At 70.3% G+C, this 18311-nt stretch carries 17 protein-coding genes; 10 read left to right on the plus strand and 7 right to left on the minus strand.

Annotated features, from left to right (window positions below; genetic code table 11):
• Positions 1-41: 41 nt before the first annotated feature.
• A complete protein-coding gene (locus KN815_RS01595; RefSeq protein WP_216339408.1) occupies positions 42-1091 on the plus strand; it encodes a zinc-binding dehydrogenase in 1050 nt (349 codons plus the stop codon).
• Between the two features lie 72 nt (positions 1092-1163).
• Here the strand turns inward: KN815_RS01595 and KN815_RS01600 are convergent, their stop codons facing one another.
• On the minus strand, positions 1164-1460 hold the full coding sequence (locus KN815_RS01600) for a hypothetical protein (protein WP_216339409.1): 297 nt from the start codon (positions 1458-1460) through the stop codon (positions 1164-1166).
• A 237-nt stretch (positions 1461-1697) separates the two neighbouring features.
• On the opposite strand from KN815_RS01600, the gene KN815_RS01605 reads away from it, so the two are divergent.
• Positions 1698-2813: a M20/M25/M40 family metallo-hydrolase gene (locus KN815_RS01605; RefSeq protein WP_216339411.1), complete on the plus strand. Its 1116-nt coding sequence runs from the start codon at positions 1698-1700 to the stop codon at positions 2811-2813.
• A 93-nt stretch (positions 2814-2906) separates the two neighbouring features.
• Here the strand turns inward: KN815_RS01605 and KN815_RS01610 are convergent, their stop codons facing one another.
• On the minus strand, positions 2907-3632 hold the full coding sequence (locus KN815_RS01610) for a TetR/AcrR family transcriptional regulator (protein WP_216339413.1): 726 nt from the start codon (positions 3630-3632) through the stop codon (positions 2907-2909).
• Between the two features lie 190 nt (positions 3633-3822).
• Here KN815_RS01610 and KN815_RS01615 point away from each other — a divergent pair, with 190 nt between their 5' ends.
• From KN815_RS01615 to KN815_RS01640, 6 genes are all read left to right on the plus strand, one after another.
• A complete protein-coding gene (locus KN815_RS01615; protein ID WP_216339415.1) occupies positions 3823-5532 on the plus strand; it encodes a peptide ABC transporter substrate-binding protein in 1710 nt (569 codons plus the stop codon).
• Positions 5529-6593: an ABC transporter permease gene (locus KN815_RS01620; RefSeq protein ID WP_253208678.1), complete on the plus strand. Its 1065-nt coding sequence runs from the start codon at positions 5529-5531 to the stop codon at positions 6591-6593. The genes KN815_RS01615 and KN815_RS01620 overlap by 4 nt, the downstream gene beginning before the upstream one ends.
• Entirely contained in the window at positions 6590-7498 is a 909-nt protein-coding gene (locus KN815_RS01625; protein WP_216339417.1) for an ABC transporter permease, read from the plus strand. The genes KN815_RS01620 and KN815_RS01625 overlap by 4 nt, the downstream gene beginning before the upstream one ends.
• The gene (locus tag KN815_RS01630) at positions 7495-8568 is read left to right on the plus strand and encodes an ABC transporter ATP-binding protein (RefSeq protein WP_216339419.1); all 1074 of its coding nucleotides are present in this window, start codon (positions 7495-7497) and stop codon (positions 8566-8568) included. Before KN815_RS01625 ends, KN815_RS01630 begins: the two co-directional genes overlap by 4 nt.
• Positions 8565-9602 carry an ABC transporter ATP-binding protein gene (locus tag KN815_RS01635; protein WP_216339421.1) on the plus strand — a complete coding sequence of 346 codons (1038 nt, stop codon included), beginning with the start codon at positions 8565-8567 and terminating at the stop codon, positions 9600-9602. The genes KN815_RS01630 and KN815_RS01635 overlap by 4 nt, the downstream gene beginning before the upstream one ends.
• Before the next feature lie 99 nt (positions 9603-9701).
• Positions 9702-11597 carry a S9 family peptidase gene (locus tag KN815_RS01640; protein ID WP_216339424.1) on the plus strand — a complete coding sequence of 632 codons (1896 nt, stop codon included), beginning with the start codon at positions 9702-9704 and terminating at the stop codon, positions 11595-11597.
• A 125-nt stretch (positions 11598-11722) separates the two neighbouring features.
• Here KN815_RS01640 and KN815_RS01645 read toward each other — a convergent pair whose 3' ends face one another.
• The 4 genes from KN815_RS01645 to KN815_RS52010 form a co-directional block, all read right to left on the minus strand.
• On the minus strand, positions 11723-12421 hold the full coding sequence (locus tag KN815_RS01645) for a response regulator transcription factor (protein ID WP_216339426.1): 699 nt from the start codon (positions 12419-12421) through the stop codon (positions 11723-11725).
• Positions 12418-13629, minus strand: a complete 1212-nt coding sequence (locus KN815_RS01650; RefSeq protein WP_372458224.1) for a sensor histidine kinase — start codon at positions 13627-13629, stop codon at positions 12418-12420. The genes KN815_RS01645 and KN815_RS01650 overlap by 4 nt, the downstream gene beginning before the upstream one ends.
• Before the next feature lie 20 nt (positions 13630-13649).
• A complete protein-coding gene (locus tag KN815_RS01655) occupies positions 13650-14198 on the minus strand; it encodes a hypothetical protein (protein WP_216339428.1) in 549 nt (182 codons plus the stop codon).
• Between the two features lie 481 nt (positions 14199-14679).
• The gene (locus KN815_RS52010) at positions 14680-14862 is read right to left on the minus strand and encodes a transposase (RefSeq protein ID WP_253208679.1); all 183 of its coding nucleotides are present in this window, start codon (positions 14860-14862) and stop codon (positions 14680-14682) included.
• Between the two features lie 395 nt (positions 14863-15257).
• Here KN815_RS52010 and KN815_RS01665 point away from each other — a divergent pair, with 395 nt between their 5' ends.
• The gene (locus KN815_RS01665) at positions 15258-16274 is read left to right on the plus strand and encodes a hypothetical protein (protein WP_216339430.1); all 1017 of its coding nucleotides are present in this window, start codon (positions 15258-15260) and stop codon (positions 16272-16274) included.
• Between the two features lie 204 nt (positions 16275-16478).
• On the opposite strand, the gene KN815_RS01670 is transcribed toward KN815_RS01665, so the two are convergent.
• Complete coding sequence (locus KN815_RS01670; protein ID WP_216339432.1) at positions 16479-17423, minus strand: LysR family transcriptional regulator; 945 nt, start codon at positions 17421-17423, stop codon at positions 16479-16481.
• Positions 17424-17605: 182 nt separating this feature from the next.
• On the opposite strand from KN815_RS01670, the gene KN815_RS01675 reads away from it, so the two are divergent.
• A partial coding sequence (locus KN815_RS01675; protein WP_216339433.1) for an enoyl-CoA hydratase/isomerase family protein occupies positions 17606-18311 on the plus strand: 706 nt, incomplete at its 3' end.

The raw sequence follows: 18311 nt of genomic DNA on the forward strand, positions 1-18311 counted from the left end.
GGATGTTTACAGATCAGTATACCTGCGAGGAGGTTCAAGCGATGGGTGTGTCCGATTTCATGCGAGCGGTGCGCATCACCAGGCACGGAGGACCGGAGGTCCTTGAGCTGACGGAGGTCGCCGTCCCCGCCCCTCGGGCAGGGGAGGTGCTGGTCCAGGTCAGCGCGGTAGCGCTGAACAACACCGACCTGTGGACTCGGGAGGGCGCCTACGGCCGTCCGGGAGACCCGAAGGCGATGTCGGGCTGGCGCGGCCCGATCGACTTCCCGCGTATCCAGGGCGCCGACGTGGCCGGCCGCGTCGTGGCCGTCGGGACCGGAGTGGAGGGGGTCCTCGTCGGACGCCGAGTGGTCGTCGACCCCGCGATCTACGACACCGAAGGGCCGGACGCCCACCCGGTGGGCCTGATGGGGAGTGAACGCGACGGGGGATACGCCGAGTACGTGACGGCGCCGGTGGAGCGTGTACATGACGTGACGGAATCGCCGCTCACGGACGAGCAGCTCGCGACGTTGCCGACCGCCTACGGCACGGCGCTGGGCATGATCGAGCGAGGCCGGCTGCGGAAGGGGGAAACCGCCCTGGTCTCGGGGGCGTCCGGCGGCGTCGGCCTCGCGCTGGTGCAGATCGCCCGTGCGCGCGGCGCAAGGGTGCTGGCCATCAGTAGCGGCCCCAAGGCCGATGCGGTGCGCGAAGCAGGCGCGCACGAAGTCATCGACCGCGCAGGAGACGTCGCCGAGCAGATCCGCACTGCCGCCCCGGAGGGCATCGACGTCGCACTCGACGTCTTGGCCGGCGAACTGGTCAGCGAGGGGCTGCCGCTGCTGCGCGAAGGGGGCCGGTGGGTCATCGCCGGCGCACTCGGTGGCTACGACGTGACCTTTGACGTGCGCCGTCTCTACCTGCACAACGCCCAGGTCATCGGGTCCGCGATGCACACGCCCACACACTTCGACCTGCTCATGGACCTGGCTCGTCGGGCAGAGGTCCAGCCCGTCATCGCGGCGACCTTCCCACTGGACCAGGCCGCTCAGGCCCAGGAAGAACTCTCCCGCAGGGAGCACGTGGGAAAGATCGTCATGCACCCCTGAGTTCCATCCGGCGGATCACGGGCAGAGCCATAAGCGGCCAACCCCATACTTGGCCGACAAAGCCCTGCTGGTTCAGGCTGCCTGGCCGAGGCGGGCGGTGGTCAGGTCCTGGTCGCGGAGCTGGGTGAAGTCGACGTCGACCTTGGGGTCGTACGCCTCCGGCTGGATGCCGAGTTCGTGGGCGGGGTACTCGCCGAACCGGTTGATGTGCTCGGTCAGGTACGGCGGTGGGGCAGTCCGGCGAGGGCGGCGCGATCGCTGTCGGTGAAGGCGGGCTTGCCGACCTGGCGCTGCGGGGCGGGCAGTTGATGCCGAAGCACGAGTCACCGCGGCGATCGCGGCCGTCCCCTCGCAGGCGCGCGTGCGCACCCCGGATCCCGGCGGCACCGCCACCACCGACGAGTTCGCCGAGGCCCTGATTGCCTTCCTGTGAACGGCGAGCGCGGGCACCGGAGCGAGTGCATGGCAATGACCGTAGTCAATGTCATAGACTAACTTCGTGAGGTGAGCTTTGGGGGTGGGCTCTGTCGAGAGGGCCGGCAGCCTCGGCACGCCCCTCCCGCAGGACCCCACCTCGTCCCCAGGCCCCCGCGCGAAGGATCTGCTGTGAAACCAGCCGCAGGACACAAGCCCGAGCTGTTCCTCACCCGGCTACGTCAACTGGTCGACATCGAGACCCCAACAGGCCACTCACCGGGGCTGGACGCGACCTATGAGCTGCTGACGGAGTGGTCCGACGGTCTACTCGGAACGCTCCACCGCGAGGTCCGCGAGGGCGTACCCCACTTGTACCGGGAGGAGAAGGACCGTTCCGGGGCCCCACCGGTCCTTCTCCTCGGACACGCCGACACCGTGTGGCCGCTCGGTACTCTCGCCGACTGGCCGTTCCGCGTCGACGGCGCGCGGGTCACCGGACCTGGGGCGTTCGACATGAAGTCCGGGCTGGTGCTCGCTCTCGAGGCGCTGGAGCTCGCGGGCGACACCGACCACGTCCGGCTGCTGGTGACGGGCGATGAGGAGCGCGGCTCCCTCACCTCGCGCGACCTGATCGAGGACGTGGCGCGGGACTGTTCCGCCGTGTTTGTCCTGGAACCCAGCTTGGACGGGGCGCTCAAAACCGCACGCAAGGGCGGCGCCATGTTCGAGGTCACGGTGAAGGGGCGGGCGGCCCACGCCGGCCTGGAACCGGAGCGCGGGGTGAACGCCTTGGTCGAGCTGTCCCACCAGGTGCTCGCGATCGATGCCCTGGGCGACCCCGCTCAAGGGACGACCGTTACACCGACCGTCAGCAGGTCCGGTAGCACCAGGAATACGATCCCGGAGAGCGCGACGGTCGAGATCGACGTACGGGCATGGCATCGCGAGGAGCTCGTACGGGTGGAGAAGGATCTGCGGACCCTGCGGTCCCGGACCCCCGGTGCGCGGCTCGAACTCGCGGGCGGCATCAATCGCTTCCCCCTGGAACGCAGTATGTCCGCCGACCTGCTGGAACTGGCGCGGGCACTCGCACGGGCGGAGGGGCTGTCACCTGTGACCGAAGTCAAGGTCGGCGGCGCGTCCGACGGGAACTTCACCGCGGCGCTCGGCATCCCCACCCTCGACGGACTGGGGCCGGGCGGCGGCGGGGCGCACGGGCGCGACGAATGGGTGGACGCCGACTCCGTGGGGGAGCGGGCTGCCCTGGTCGCCGCCCTGATCTGTGCCCACGCCTGCCCGAGGTAGGGGCGGGAGAGGGTCCGTCGGCCGGAGCGGGAGCGACGGCCGACGGACCCTCGGACGGCGTACGGGAGCGAACCCAACGGCCCGTTCGGTACGTCAGGACGTCGACGCGGACAGGACGGCCACCCGTGTTTCGACGGCGTCGAGAAGCATTTCCACCGCCTGGTCGAAAACATGCGGGTCGCCGATGGAGGTCAGGTGGTCGGACATCGAGGCGATGCGCGGATAGGCCTCCGGGGAGAGGCTGCGGTACTCGACCTCCCAGGCCAGCGCGTCACCGCGCCGGGTGTTGTCGTCGAGAGCGTGCAGCCCCGACTCCATGCTGGACAGCGCGCGGATGACATTGCCGAAGACGCGCATCGTCGACGTGGCTTCCTCCGGCGGCAAGCCCGCCCGTACCAGCGCGTCCAGCGCGAACTCCACGTTCTTGAACTCGGCGGGCCGGCGCGTGGTGCGCGCGGCCATTTGGAGAGCGAACTGGGGGTAGCGCAGGTAGTGGTCGTGGATATGCCGGGCCATGACGCGCAGGTCCTCGCGCCAGGAGTCGGTGGCCTCCAACTGCCCGCCGTAGGAGCCCGCACGCAGGCTGTCGATCAGTTCGAGAACCAGCTCGTCCTTGTCGCGGAAGTGCCGGTAGATCGAGGTCGGATGGGCTTCGAGTTCCTTACCCAGGGCCTGGAAGGTCAGCCCATCGAGACCGTCCCGCACGGCGATGGTCTCCGCAGCCTCCAGGATCATTTCACGGCTCAGGCTGTGCCGGGCCCGCCGCCGGGGCCTCGGCTTCTTCGCTGTCGAGCGCTTCCCGTCCTGGCTCGTGCTCATCAGGGCCTTCCCTCCGTCCGGCGGGGCGATGAAACCCCATTGGGGACGACTCTGCCCGAAGCCTGACTCACGAAGCAAGTCATCGCCATTGACTATAAGGTTGTCGACACCTCTTGCTGTGGCTGGATCCGCTCCCTACGATGAGGCCGCACAGCGCCCGCCAGGGCCGTACGGAGGGAAGGTGATGGCGATGGGCCAACACGAGAACGGCCGCACGCGGACACTCGTGGGAACCCGGAGGGCTACCGCCGCAGCCGCCCTGTCGGTGGGCGCCGTGCTCGCGGGATGCACGTCCTCCGGCGTCGGGCAGGCCGGGGCCACGCAGAACCCGGTGGTGCCGGTCAAGGAGGGCGGGAGCCTGGTCATCGGCGCAGAGCAGGAACCGGACTGCGCCGACTGGATCTCCGTATGCAGTGGCTCCATCTGGGGCGACTACCTGATGCGGACGACCACGATCCCGAAGGTATTCGACACCCGGCGCTCGGGTGACGCCTGGGTACCGGTCGCCTCCCCGCTGATGGCCGATGAACCGACCACGACCACCAGCGGCCCGCAGCGGATCACGTACCGGATCTCGCCCGACGCGGTCTGGTCCGACGGCGAGCCGATCACCTCGGCCGACCTGAAATACACCGCCCTACAGATCCGCGACGGCAAGGACGTCCTGGACAAGACCGGCTACGACAAGATCAGCAAGATCGAGACGCCCGACGCCAAGACCGCCGTGGTCACTCTCCGTGAGACCTACGGCGGCTGGCGCACCTTGTTCAGCTCGATCTACGGCGTCCTGCCCGAGCATCTGCTCAAGGGCAAGAACCGCAACGCGATCATGAAGGACGGCTACTCCTTCAGCGGCGGCCCGTGGAAGATCCAGTCCTGGAAGAAGGGCACCTCAGTCACTCTCATCCCCAACGCCCGCTACTGGGGCCCCAAGCCCAAGCTCGACAAGGTCACCTTCCAGTTCACCACCGACACCGCCGCGGCCTTCCAGGCTTTCAAGAGCGGCCAGCTCGACGCCCTCTTCCCGACGCCGCAGCTCGATGTCGTCGAACAGCTCAACCAGACAGCCGGGGGCACCCGACGGCAGATCGACGCCGAGACGGGCAACCTGGAGGCGATCTGGATGAACAACGAGAAGTTCCCTTTCGACTCCGTCGACGTGCGCCGCGCCGTCGCCTACGCCATCGACCGCACCGCCATCGTCAAGAAGCTCTACGGCTCCCTCGGCGTGGGCAAGCCCGCCCAGAGCTTCCTCACCCCGGTCCTTTCCTCCTACGCCGGCACCGACTTCTCCCACTACACCCGAGACCTCAAGGCCGTTGACAAGGCAATGCGGGGGGACGGCTGGGCCAAGGGCAGTGACGGCATCTGGGCCAAGGGCGGACGCCGGGCAGAGTTCACCATCGTCTCCCTCGCCGGCAACAAGCGGCGCGAACTCACCGAGCAGATCCTCCAGACCCAGCTAGAGCAGGCCGGCTTCCGGATGACCATCAAGAACACCACTCCGGCCAACCTGTTCGGTAAGCAGGCACCAGCCGGCACCTTCCAAATGGGGCTGTGGACGCTCATCGACACCTTCCCCGACCCCACGCAGAGCAACAGTTTCAGCAGCACCTCCATCCCCACTGAGGCCAACGGCCGCTCCGGCCTCAACTTCGTCCGCGCCCGGATCGACGGCCTCGATCCGCTGCTCGCCACCGTCGACCGCGAGACCGACCCGAGGAAACGCGTCAAGGCCTCCCGCCAGGCGGACAAGATCATCGCCGACCAGGTGCCCGCGATCCCGATCAGCACCGTCCCGAACATCCTCCTGTGGAACGACCGCGTCGGCGGCCCGCTCAGCAACAACCCGAGCGAAGGCCCTTGGTGGAACCTCGCCAAATGGGGAGTGGCAAAGTGACGGAGGCTCTGCGGGCCGCCCCCGCTCCCGAGGGCCGGCACTCCGAAGGCCGCGGCGCGCAGGGCCGTGGCCGCGTGGGCCGGTCCCGGCAGATGCTCCGCTACGCGGTCCGCCGGTTGGCCTACTCGGTTCCCGTCGTCCTGGTCGCCTCGTTCGTCTTCTTCTGGGCCGTCCGCTCCACCTTCGACCCGCTCACCAAGCTGCGCCAGGCCCGCGACCCCGGCGTCCTCGCCCGCGAATCCGCCCGCCTCGGCCTTGAGCGGCCGGTCCTCGAACAGTACGGACTGTGGATGAAGGCCTTCGTCACCGGCGACTGGGGCGTGAGCACCCGCACCGGCGACCGCGCCCAGGCCATGATCGGCTCCGCCCTCGGCACCACCCTCCAACTAGTCGGCTGGGCCGTGCTGTTCGCCGTGGTCGTCGCCCTCGCGATCGGCACCTACTCGGCAGCCCGCCAGTACTCGGCGGGCGACCACCTGCTCACCGGGTTGTCCTACCTGGGCGTGGCCATGCCTGCCTTCTGGCTCGGCCTCCTGCTCATCCAGGTGTTCGCCATCTGGCCGCGCGAACAATTCGGGCTCGAACAACCCCCGCTGTACTTCGTGGGCCTGCACTCGCCGGGCATGAGCGGTGTCAACGCCGACTACTTCCGGCACCTGGTCCTGCCGGTCATGACCCTCACCGTCGGGCTGATCGCCAGTTGGTCCCGCTTCAGCCGGGCGTCCATGCTTGAAGCTCTGAACAGCGACTACGTCAAGACCGCTCGTGCCAAGGGGGTGCCCCCGCGCCGGATCTTCCTCCGGCACGCGCTGCGCAACTCACTGGCGCCCTTCGTCACCGTCGTCGCTGCCGACACAGCCCTGCTCATCGGCGGCCTCGTCGTCACCGAGCAGATCTTCGCCATCTCCGGCATGGGCCGGCTGTTCCTCGACTCCCTGCTGGCCGGCGACGTGTACGTACTCCTTCCCTGGATGCTGATCGTGGCGCTGGCGATGGTCCTGTTCAACCTGGCGGCCGACCTCGGATACGCGCTGCTCGACCCGAGAGTGACCTTGCGATGACCGTACCCAGTCACCACCCCGCGGAGCGGGCGCTCCCGCCGACGCCGCGGCCCGCGGACAAGAGCCGGCGGCGGATCCTCGTCGAACGGTTCCTGCGCCACCGCCTGGCCGTGATCGGCCTGCTGATCCTGCTGGCGCTCATGATCTGTTGCTATGGAGCGGCGTGGGTGGCGCCCCATCCACGCAACGCCCAGGACATCCTCACCGGAGCCCTGCCCCCCTCCTCGGAGCACTGGCTCGGCACCGACGACCTCGGCCGCGACTACCTCACCGAACTCCTCTACGCAGGACAGGTCTCGTTGACCGTCGGCCTCGGTGTCGCCTTCCTGTCGACCGCCGTCGGAACCCTCGTCGGAGCGGTCTCCGGTCTCCTCGGCGGCTGGATCGACGAGGTGATCATGCGGATCACCGACCTCTTCCTCATCATCCCGGCCATCGCCCTCCTCGCGCTCGCCATGCAGACGCTCAGCCCCTCACCCGTGACCATCGTGCTCGTCCTCGCCGGACTCGGCTGGACCGTGATCGCACGCGTCGTCCGTTCCCAGGTCATCAGCCTCCGGGAGAAGGAGTTCGTGCAAGCCGCGCAGGTGCTCGGCTCCTCGCGGACCCAGATTGTCCTGCGGCACCTGCTGCCCAACCTGGCCGGTGTGATCATCGTCAACGCCTCCATCGCGGTGGCCGCCGCGATCATCCTGGAATCCACACTCAGCTTCCTCGGCTTCGGCATCCAGCCGCCCCAGTCCAGTTGGGGCAACCTCCTCAACCAGGCCGCCGGGCTCGTCGGCACGCCCAAGGACTACCTCCTGTACGCGCCCGGCGTAGCCATCCTCCTCACCGTCCTCGCAGTCAACTTCCTGGGCGACGGACTGCGAGACGCCTTCGACCAGCAGAGCAGGCAGTCATGACCTCTCTCACTTCCGACACCGGCAACGACCGGCCGGACACCGCCACCGACCTGCTCTCCGTCCGTGACCTGACGGTCGAGTACCGAACCGACACGGGGCACGCCGCCGCCGTGGAACGCCTCTCCTTCGACGTGCACGAAGGCGAGACACTCGCCCTCGTCGGGGAGTCGGGCTCCGGTAAGAGCGCGGCGGCCATGGCCCTGATGGGCCTGCTCCCGCCGTCCGCGCGGGTCAGCGGCTCGCTCCGCTTCCGGGGGCGGGAACTCCTCGGACTGCCCGAGCGGGAACTGCGCGCGGTGCGGGGTCGGCAGATCGGCATCATCTTTCAGGACGCACTGGCCGCGCTGAACCCCATGATGACGGTCGGCGACCAGATCACCGAGGCCGTCGCCGTCCACGCCCCCGGCCTCGGCCGCGATGCCCTCACCGAGCGTGCCATCGACCTCCTCGGACTCGTCGGCATCCCCGCACCCCGATCCCGGCTGCACGCCTACCCACACGAGTTCTCCGGCGGCATGCGCCAACGCGTCATGATCGCCATCGGCATGGCCAACGAACCCGACCTGCTCATCGCAGACGAACCGACCACTGCCCTCGACGTGACCGTACAGGCTCAGATCCTCGACGTCCTGCGCCATGTGCAGGAACGCACCGGCACCTCGGTGCTGCTGATCACCCACGACCTCGGCGTCGTCGCGGGCGTCGCCGACCGCGTCATGGTCATGTACGGCGGTCGCAACCTGGAGTGCGGCGACGCCGAGTCGGTCTTCTACCGGCCCGCGCACCCGTACACGCGGGCCCTGCTGGACGCGCTCCCGCGAATCGACCGGCGCGTCCCCCGGCTCACTCAGATCCCGGGCCAGCCCGACCCGCCCGGACGCCGCCCGCGCGGCTGCCCGTTCCAGCCCCGCTGCTCCCACGCCCTGCCCGAAGTCTGCGGCACCGAGATCGGGGCCGCGGTCCGGCTTTCCGACCTGCATACCACCGGGTGCGTCCGGACGCACGAGATCGCACTCGCCACCGACAGGGACATCGCACTCGCCACCGACCGGGAAGGGGACGCGCGATGAAGACGAAGACGTCGACGGTCGCGGTACCGAAGACGGACGCGCCCGCCGTGCACGTCCAGGCCCTGGCCGCCGAGTACCGCACCGGCCGCCGCGCCGGCACGGTCCAGGCCGTGTCCGGCGTCGACCTCACCATCGGCCGTGGCCGCACCCTCGGCCTGGTGGGGGAAACCGGCTGCGGCAAGAGCACCCTCGGCCGCTGCCTGGTCCGCCTCGTCCAGCCGGTCGGCGGCCAGGCCCTGATCAACGGCCTCGACATCGCCCGGGCCCGAGGCGACGAAATCACCCGGCTGCGCAAGCAGATCCAGCTCGTCTTCCAGGATCCGTACTCCTCGCTCGACCCCCGGATGACCGTCGAGCAGATCCTCGTCGAACCCCTGCGCATCCACCGCCTGCACCGCACCCGCCGGGCCGAGCGGGTCCGCGAACTCCTCGAACAGGTCGGCCTCGACCCCGACCACGCCCGGCGCTACCCCAGCCAGTTCTCCGGCGGACAACGCCAGCGCATCGGAATCGCCCGCGCCCTCGCCGTCGAACCGGACGTCCTCGTCCTCGACGAACCGGTCAGCGCGCTGGACGTCAGCGTGCAGGCGAGCGTCATCAACCTGCTTCAGGACCTCCAACGGGAGCTGGCACTCACCTACCTCTTCATCGCCCACGACCTGTCGGTGGTGCGTCAGATCAGCGACGAGGTCGCCGTCATGTACCTCGGCCGGATCGTCGAGAGCGGTCCCGCCGACGCACTGTACGGCGCCCCGCACCACCCCTACACCCAGGCGCTGCTGTCGGCGGTCCCGATCCCGGACCCACGCGCCGAGCGGGCCCGCCGCCGCATCGTGCTCCAGGGTGACGCCCCCAGCCCGCAGAGCCCGCCGTCCGGCTGCCGGTTCCGCACCCGCTGCTGGAAGGCACAGGAGATCTGCGGTCAGCAGACGCCCGTCCTCCGGCACACTGCCACGGGCCACCGGGTCGCCTGCCACTTCCCCGAGCCCGCGACGCCCGTGGTTTCCGCCGGCCGCCCGCCCACTGCAACGTGACACCGGCGAACCGCTCGATCTTCTGACGGCACGATCCCCGACTTATCCGCCCCTACCCGTACGACCTCCGGCGTACGGCGATATCCAAGGAGTCCGGCAGTGACTCACGACTGGCAGCGGTTCTTCGACGCCCGGCAGTGCCTGTCCTCCCGCCGGGGACGCGGCATGGGGGACGACCTCGAACTCATGGTGCACGACGGCCCCGACGGAGCCTTCCTCACCGTCTGGGACGTCGTCCGCGACGTCACCCGGCCCGTGGCGGGCGCCTACGGCGACCCCCGCAACGCGGTCCTGTCCGGCGACGGACGAGCCGTCCTCAACCTCCTCGACGACAACGGTTCGGAGATGGGCCACCTGTGGTCCGTGCCGATCGACGGCGGCTCCGGCACCGACCTGACGCCTGGCCTCCCGCCGTACACGCTGCGAGGCATCGACGTCGCCCGCACCGGCGCCCTCGCCGTGCTGTCCGCGGTGGCCGAAGACGGCTTTACGCTCTGGCTGGTCGACACTGACGGAGGCCGCCCGCCCCGGCGCCTGTTCGGCTCGACGGCAGAGGCATGGAACGCACGTGTCTCCGCCGACGGCCGCTGGGCGAGCATCGACACCACGGACCACAACCCCGGCCTGCGGCGCTTCGCCGCGACGGTCCTCAGCACCACCGCCGATGCCCCCGGGGAGACGATCCGCACCCTGTCCGACGGACCCGAGGCCCCCGTCCGCGGCATCCGGTTCTCGCCCGTGCCCGGTGACAACCGACTGCTCGTCTCCACCGAGCGATCCGGTCACCAGCGGCCTTGCGTCTGGTCCTTTACCGACGGCTCCCGCATCGACCTGGACGCCGAGCACCTGGACGGCGACGTCGTGCCGCTCGACTGGTCCGATGACGCCGCGTACGTACTGCTGGTCCACGTCGACCACGGAGTGCACCGCGTCCTGGAGTGGGAGCCGGACAGCGGGCGGCTCCGCGCTGTCGACCACCCGGCAGGCGCCTTCTTCGAAGCCGACATCGCCGACGCCCACCCCGACTACTGGGCCTCCCACTACGGCGCCGACGGTCAACCGCGACTACTCCACCAGCGCTTCGACCTTCCCCTCACCCTCCTGCGCGAGGACAGGGGCGACGCCACCGTCACACCCGTCTGGACACCGTCCCTGCGCCCGGCCGGCGTCGCCCTGACCTCCCACATCGTGCGCTCCATCGACGGCACACCCGTACAACTGTGGGCGGGCCGCCCTCCGGGCCGCAAAGGGCCCGCGCCCACCCTGCTCAGCATCCATGGCGGCCCCCAACTGGTCACCGTAGACCGCTACACCCCCGAGGCCCAGGCCTGGCTCGCCGAAGGATTCGCCTACGCCGCCGTCAACTACCGCGGCTCGCAGACCTTCGGCCGCCGCTTCCGCGAGGGGTTCTGGCACACGATCGGCGAGCGGGAACTGGAGGACATCGCGGCCTCCGTTCACTGGCTGGTCCACGAAGGGATCGCCGACCCCAGGCAGATCTTCATCACCGGTGCCTCCTACGGCGGATACCTGTCCCTGCTATCTCTCGGCCGCCTGCCCGACCTCTTCGCCGGAGCGCTTGCCTTCGTCCCGATGGCGGACTGGCTCGCCGCATACGCGGACATGAACCCCGCACTGCGCAGCGCCTGGCGCTCCTTCTTCCACGCCGATCCCGACGACGACCCCGAGGTTTTCCATCGCGCGTCGCCCATCTCCTACGTCGACGGGGTGCGCGCCCCCGTATGGATCTCGACCGGCACGCACGACACGAGGACACCACCGCGCCAGGTCCACAGGTACGCGCAGGCCCTGGAGAAGGCGGGCGGGGATGTCACCGTGGAGTGGTTCAGCGGCGGGCACGAGACCAACAGCCGCAACTCCGAACTCGCGGATCAGCGGCGGATGATGGAGCTGATCACGAAGGCGATGCACGGCGAGCGCTGGGCCGAAGGGCCGGTCACTCCGCCGCCACCAGGCTCAATCGGCTACATGTGATCCTCGCCCACAGAGCCCTCCGCCCGTGCGGGCTCACCTCGTGGCCTCACCCGTCGGTTGTACGACCTGTCCGTACCGACTACCGAGCACGCCGCTGCGCCTGCGGAGCCCTGTGCGGGCCCGGGTCATGCCAGGCCGGCCGCAATGGCGCGGCGGACGGCGTCGGCGCGGTCCTGGATGCCGGCTTTGGCGAACAGGTTGTTGATGTGGGTCTTGACCGTGGCCTCGCTGATGAAGAGTCTCTCGGCGATGGCCTGGTTGGGCAGGCCCTGGCCGATAAGGGTGAGCACCTCGCGTTCGCGGCGAGTGAGGTCCGCAGGGAGCGGCCGCGCGTCGACCGGCGGGCGCGTGCGGACGGTGGCCAGGAGACGGTTCTGCACCTCGTGGTCGAGTACGGACTGTCCCGCGGCGGCGGCCCGGATCGCGCGGACGATGTCCTGGCGCCCCGCGTTCTTCGTCAGATAGCCGCGGGCGCCGGCGCTCAGGGCGGCCAGGATCGAGTCGTCGTCGGCGAAGGTGGTCAGCACGACCACGGCCGTTCCCGGGTGTTCCTCGCTCAGCCGGCGGGTGGCCTCGGTGCCGTCCATGACAGGCATGCGCAGGTCCATCAGGACGACGTCGACCGGTGTGGCGGCCACGGCGGCGAGCACCTCGGTACCGTCCGCGGCGGCGGCCACGACGTCGATGTCCTCGGTCATGTCGAGCACCGCGGCCAAGGGCTCGCGGACGGTGGCCTGGTCGTCGGCGACGATCACCTTCAGCGAGCGCTCGGTCAGCGGGTCCTGCGGGTTCCGTGGCTCCTGGGCCGGTTCGTTCGTCGTCATCCTCGGATCACTGCCTCCACCTGCCAGCCGCCCCGGTCCGGTCCCTCGGCGAGCGGACCCGCGGTGAGGGTGCCGCCCAGCAGGGCGACGCGTTCGCGCATTCCTATCAGTCCCATGCCGCTGCCGACACCCGCGGTCGCCTCACCGGTCGCGGGCCCGTTGCGGACGGCAAGGCTGGTCGAGGCGGCGTCGAATGTCAGCTCCACCGCGATCTCGGCCCCGGGAGCGTGCCGGGCCGCGTTGGTCAGCGCCTCCTGCGCGATGCGCAGCAGGTTCTGGGTGACCTGTGCCGGCAGCTCTCGGACGGCCCCGGTGACGGTGAGCACCTCGCGGTGGCCGGACGACTCGATCATGGCGGTCAGGCTCTCGAGCAGCGGAAGGGAGTCCTCGCGCAGCGCGTGCACGGTCCACTGGGCCTGCTTCAGGCTCTCCCTGACAAGGTGCTGCGCCTTGTTGTGCGCCGCGCGGACCTTCTCCAGGTCGCCGGTGTCCATCAAGGCGTCCGCCAGTTCCAGGTGCATGTTGATCCCGGCCAGCGAGTGCGCCAGCACATCGTGGACGTCGCGGGCGATGCGGCCGCGTTCGGTGAGCACGGCCGTTCGCGCCTCGGCCCGCGCGGCCCGCTCGGCGGACTCGGCGGCCTGGAGCCTCGCCTCCACTGCCTGTTGCCTGCCGCGGCCCAGGATTCCGGCCACGACCGGGATGCCGGTGCTGAGGCCGAAGGTCCAGGTGAGCACCTGGTGATCGGGGCCGACGTAGAAATAGAAGACAGCGCCGCACAGCAGACTGGACAGGGCCGCGACCGCCAGGGCCGGCTTGAGGGCGAGGCGGTAGCCGGCGTGGCCGACGAGGAAGTAGGCGAAGAGGTAGCCGGAGCCGCTGCTGCTCACCTCCAGCAGGCCGGCGGACGCCACGACACCGGCGGTCAGCCAGACCAGCGCGGCCCGGCGTGGGAAGGCCGGCGGCAGGTGTCTGGCCAGCAGGGCGACGGAGTTGACCGCCAGCAGGGCGACCACGGCCAGGCCGCGGCCGCTGACGCCCACCGGCCGGACGGTGATGACCGCGATGGCGATGATCAGCAGGGTGACGGCCCACTGGAGAGCGGCGTCGTGCCGGTGGAGAGAGGCGTCGTGCCGGAGCAGGACCCGAGGGCCGGGCTCCCGTTCGGAAGCCGGCCCGAGGGCTGGGGGATTGTCGGAAGCGGACACGGCGCGACGATAACCCGTACTCAGACCGTCCGGTCCGCGGCGACCGCCGCGACCCGTCCGTCCACGGCCGGCTGCCGCTGCTCCCGGGTGGCCACGCGGCCGCGGAGAAATATGGTGCCCAGCCGCGTGACCACCTCGGTGAGCGCCATCAGTACGAACGCGGCCACCCACGCGTCCCCCGTGGTGATCTGGTGGGCCAGGCTGAAGCGGGCCAGGTCATCGGCGCCGCCGTGGTCGACCCACAACTGGAAGCCCATCCGCGCCCCCATGCCCAGCACCCACAGGGTCGCGGAGACCGCGCCCGCCTTGATGAAGAGATGCGCGCCGACCTTGCGTATACGGGTGTAGATGCCGCCCGCGACGCCGAGGGCCGCGCCGACGGCGACGAGCGCGCCGATCAGCACCAGGTCGTTGCCGGCCGTGGGCACGGTGTTCAGGTAGCTGTGCGCGACGAAGGCCACGATCCCCAGGGGGATCACGTACGACTTGGTGTCGAGGCGGCCCTCCCGCAGTTGCCGGAAGACGACGAGGAGCAGGGCGATGTCGGTGATCCAGTCAGTCGTTGTCATGCCTCAACCCTGCTGGCACGGGCCCGTACGCGCCTGGACCCACGGGTGGAACTATGGGTGGAGTCCGGTCGGCCGGTGATCTCCCGGACTCACGGGAGCAGCAGTCGTTCCAGCAGGATGACGAGGTGGAAGAGCAGCACGCCACGCACATGATGCTGAGCAGGGCCATCGCCGCGAAGGCGAGAGGGGTGTCGGCGCTGCCGCCCGAGGCGACGATCACATGGCCGAGCCCCGCCCCTGACCACCCATGACCCGAGAAACCCTGGAGAACCCGACCCGCGCGTCGGGCCCCGGCCACGCCCGCCCGGCCACAAGCAACCGAAACCACCGCTTCACCACGATCCGACCAACTCGGCCAGGCGAAGCGAAACGGGGAGGCTGATCGTCTGGACTGTTCACGCGCCTGGCAGCGCAGGATCTCCTGGATTCGCTGGTCGAGGCCGTCCTGGCGCCACAGGGTGAAGTAGTGGAACACCGCCGATCAGGCCGGGAAATCGTGCGGCAGGAGCCGCCACTGACGGCCGGTCCGGTTCTGGCAGAGCAGCGCGTTCACGACCTCCCGCAGATCACAGGAGCCCGGGTTCCCGGTCGGCGATCGCGCCACCCGCGCCTGCTTCCACCCGGTGACCAGCGGTTCGATTAACGCCCACTGCTTGTCGGTCAAGTCGGTTGCGTACGGGCTCCGTTCCATGCCTGCGACCCCATCATGCACACGGCGTGACACCAGGACGGAACCATCCCATCACCCACGAACGAGCAACACCAGATCATCCGGACAGCCGTCAGTGTGGTCCACGTGCGGGGAGGGACGGGGCGTCATCCGCGAGGCGCATCCGTCCTCCCTCGCGTGGCGGAGGCGGTGCGCCCCAGGACGGATGCGCCCGCCGCCCCTACGGGACAGGCTTGACTGTCGGCACCGCGAAACTGGAGGTCACGGTGACTGTTTCCGCGCAAACCCCGCCCCGCCCCGGTCCCGGGCTGCCGTCCCCGGAGGCCACGTGGCGGGCGTGGCCGCGGCGGTGGCCACGGTGGGCACCCCATGCCACCGCGGTGTGGGGCGTGGGGTACGCCGCAGTCCAGGTGGTCTGGGCCGCCACGGGCACCACCGTGCCCTGGTCGCCGCATATGGCCTACGCACCCGGCGTCCAGCTCGCGCTGGCCGCGCTCGCCCTGCTGGCCGCCGGTGCCTGCCTGGCCACCCCCCGGCCACTTGCGCGGCGCGGCCGGGTGGCGGTGGCGGCGGTACTGGTCGTGGCGATCCCCCTCTTCGCGATGGGCATGGCGAGCCTGCCCGCGTACGTCGTCACCTTGGCGTCGTTATCGGGCGTGGAGAGCGCCACCGGCTTCGCCCATGTCCTGCTGAACACCGTGGGCCTGGCCCTGCTGCTGGTTGGCCTCTCCCACCGGCGGCGGCTGCGGGACCGGTGTCCGCGGTGCGGGGCCGGGCACACCGGCGACGGCGGCGGGCCGCTGGTCCATCCGCCCGCCTCCGTGGCGTCCCGGCGGACCCGGGTCCAGGTGTACGTGCTGATGAGCGGGCTTGTGCCGTGGGCGGTCGTCAAGACCATCTGGACGCTCGGCGGCGACGCGCTGAGCGTCACGGCGGAGAAGTGGCGCGAGGAGAACGCGGGCGGCTCGGACGTGGCCAAGGCGCTCGCCTCGGTGGGCATCGACGTCACCGTCCTGGCCGCGCTGGCCGGGATCTTCCTGCTGCTGGGGTTGATGTACCCCTGGGGCCAGGTGTTCCCACGCTGGACACTCCTGCTCACCGGGCGGCGGGTGCCCCGGCTCCTGCCACTCCTCCCGGCGTGGCTGTCAGCCATCGGCCTGTCGGTGTACGGCGTCGTCCTCGTGATCTACGCCCCGCTCAGCGCCGCGGGTGTGCTGCCTCGGATCAAACCGGACGGGGCGTTCACCTCCAGCGCGGGAATCACCTGGATGGTGCTCTTCGGCGGGCTGGCCTTCGGCGGCCTGGGCTTCGGACTGATCGCCGCGGCCCGCTCGTACGCTGCCCGCACCCGTCCGGTCTGCGCGATCCCCGCCACGGACGCCACGGACGCGGTGCCGGAGAACTGATGGGGCTACGCCCAGGGCGCGGTAGCCGGGCTCGTCGAAGACGAACGAGCGGGCGGCGGCCGGGTCGGCCGGCTCTTGGCGCAGCACCAGCGAGCCGGGCCGGTCGCGGTGATAGCGGAAGAACTCCATGCCCGATCGACTCGCACGGCGCGCGCGATCGAGCACGGGCCGGTCCGGAGGTATCTCGCGTTCCGTTCTCGCCGGTCAGCTCGCGCCCGCCTCGCCGGCCGGTGGGTCCGGGACCTCGTCGACCGGACGGTGTCCCGCCCCGGTGAGTCCTTCACCGGCCGCGTCGGTGAAGGCGGCGATGGCCTCGTTTTGCCGGGTGGGAACCCAGACCACCGATGTCAGCCAGGCCAGGGGTGCGCCGTCCAGGGGACGCCAGACCAGGCCGGCGGCGAGCGGGGCGGTCGGGGGCTCGTTCAGGTGTATGCCCCGGCCCGCGAGCACCAGTCCGTGGACGAAGTCGGGGTTGCGGGCGTGCCGGATGGCGCCCGGCAGGAAGCCGCCGTCCCGGCACGTCAGCAGCATGTGGTCGTACAGTTGGGGCGCCATCACCCTCGGGAAGATCACCAGGGAGGCCCCGTCCAGGTCACGCAGCCGGACCGGTGCCTCGTCCTGGGCGCAGGGGTGGTCCTCGCGGAGTACCACTCCCAGGTCGCGCCGGGCCAGCGGGCCGGAGTCCAGTCCGACGGTGTCTGCGGGGTGGCGGACGACCCCGGCGTCCAGTTCGCCCTCGCGCAGCCGCACCAGTTGCTCCTCGGTGGTCAGTTCGTGCAGGTCGATGAGGACGTCGGGGGCACGCCGGGAGAAGCTTTCGGTGAGCGTGCGCAGCACGGGGGGTTTGGTGTCCGGCGGCACGCCGACGCGTAGGACACCCGCTTCGCCGGGCTGGAGCCGGCGCATCGCCTCGCGGGCGGTCTCGACACCGGCCAGGACGGGGCGGACGTGTTCCAGCAGCAGTGCGCCTGCCTCGGTCAACTGGATCCGCGGCCGCCTCCGGTCGAACAGACGCACGCCCAGTTCATGTTCCAGGTCGCGGATGCGCTGGGACAGCGGGGGCTGGGCCATGTGCAGGCGCTTCGCGGCCCGGCCGAAGTGCAGTTCCTCGGCGAGCACGGCGAAGTAACGCATGTGGCGCAGCTCCATCGGCCCACCATATCGCTGCGATATCGAGGGCAGTCCCGATTGATGTTGGCCAGCTCACATCCCCTGCTGTTTGCATGGTGGCCCACGGGGATTCCGATGCCGGAGCGCTCCCGTTCCATCCCGGGTCCGCCGCCGTCCGCCGGCGGCCCGGCCGCCCACGCCTCAAGGAAGGGAACGCTGTCATGCCCTCATCCAGCACCGTCGTCGTCACCCGCCATCCCGTCCGTGCCGGCGACACCGAGACCTACGTCGCCGAAGTGACACTCGACCGTCCGGAAAAACTCAACGCCTGGACCGCCGCGATGCGCTCACATCTGGTGGCCGCGCTCGAGGCGGCCGGCACCGACGACCGGTGCCGTGCCATCGTCCTCACCGGCGCCGGACGGGCGTTCTGCGCGGGCCAGGACCTGGCGGAAACCGCTGCCATCGACCCCGACGACCATGCCGCCGCCGAGGAGTGGATCGACGACTTCGGGCGGCTGTTCCGGGCGGTGCGCGGGCTGGACAAGCCAGTGGTCGCCGCCGTGAACGGTGTAGCGGCCGGATCCGGATTCCAGTTCGCCCTCCTCGCCGACCTGCGCATCGGACACGCGGGCGTGCGCATGGGCCAGCCCGAAGTGCTCTCCGGCATCCCCAGCATCACCGGTATCTGGGCCATGCTCGGCATCCTCGGCCGGGCAAAGACGGCCGAGTTCGCTCTCACCGGCCGGCTGGTGAACGGCGCGGAGGCACAGCGGCTCGGACTGCTGAACCGTCTGGTCGACGAGGACCGGGTCAAGGAGGAGGCGCTGGCCGAGGCCGCCCACCTGGCGCAGTTGCCGCCCGGTGCCGTCGCGCTGACCAAGGGCAGGCTGCGCGAACTGGACGATGCCGGCCTGGACGCGGCGA

The sequence above is a fragment of the Streptomyces niphimycinicus genome (genome assembly GCF_018883605.1).
GTDB classification, from domain to species: Bacteria; Actinomycetota; Actinomycetes; order Streptomycetales; family Streptomycetaceae; genus Streptomyces; species Streptomyces niphimycinicus.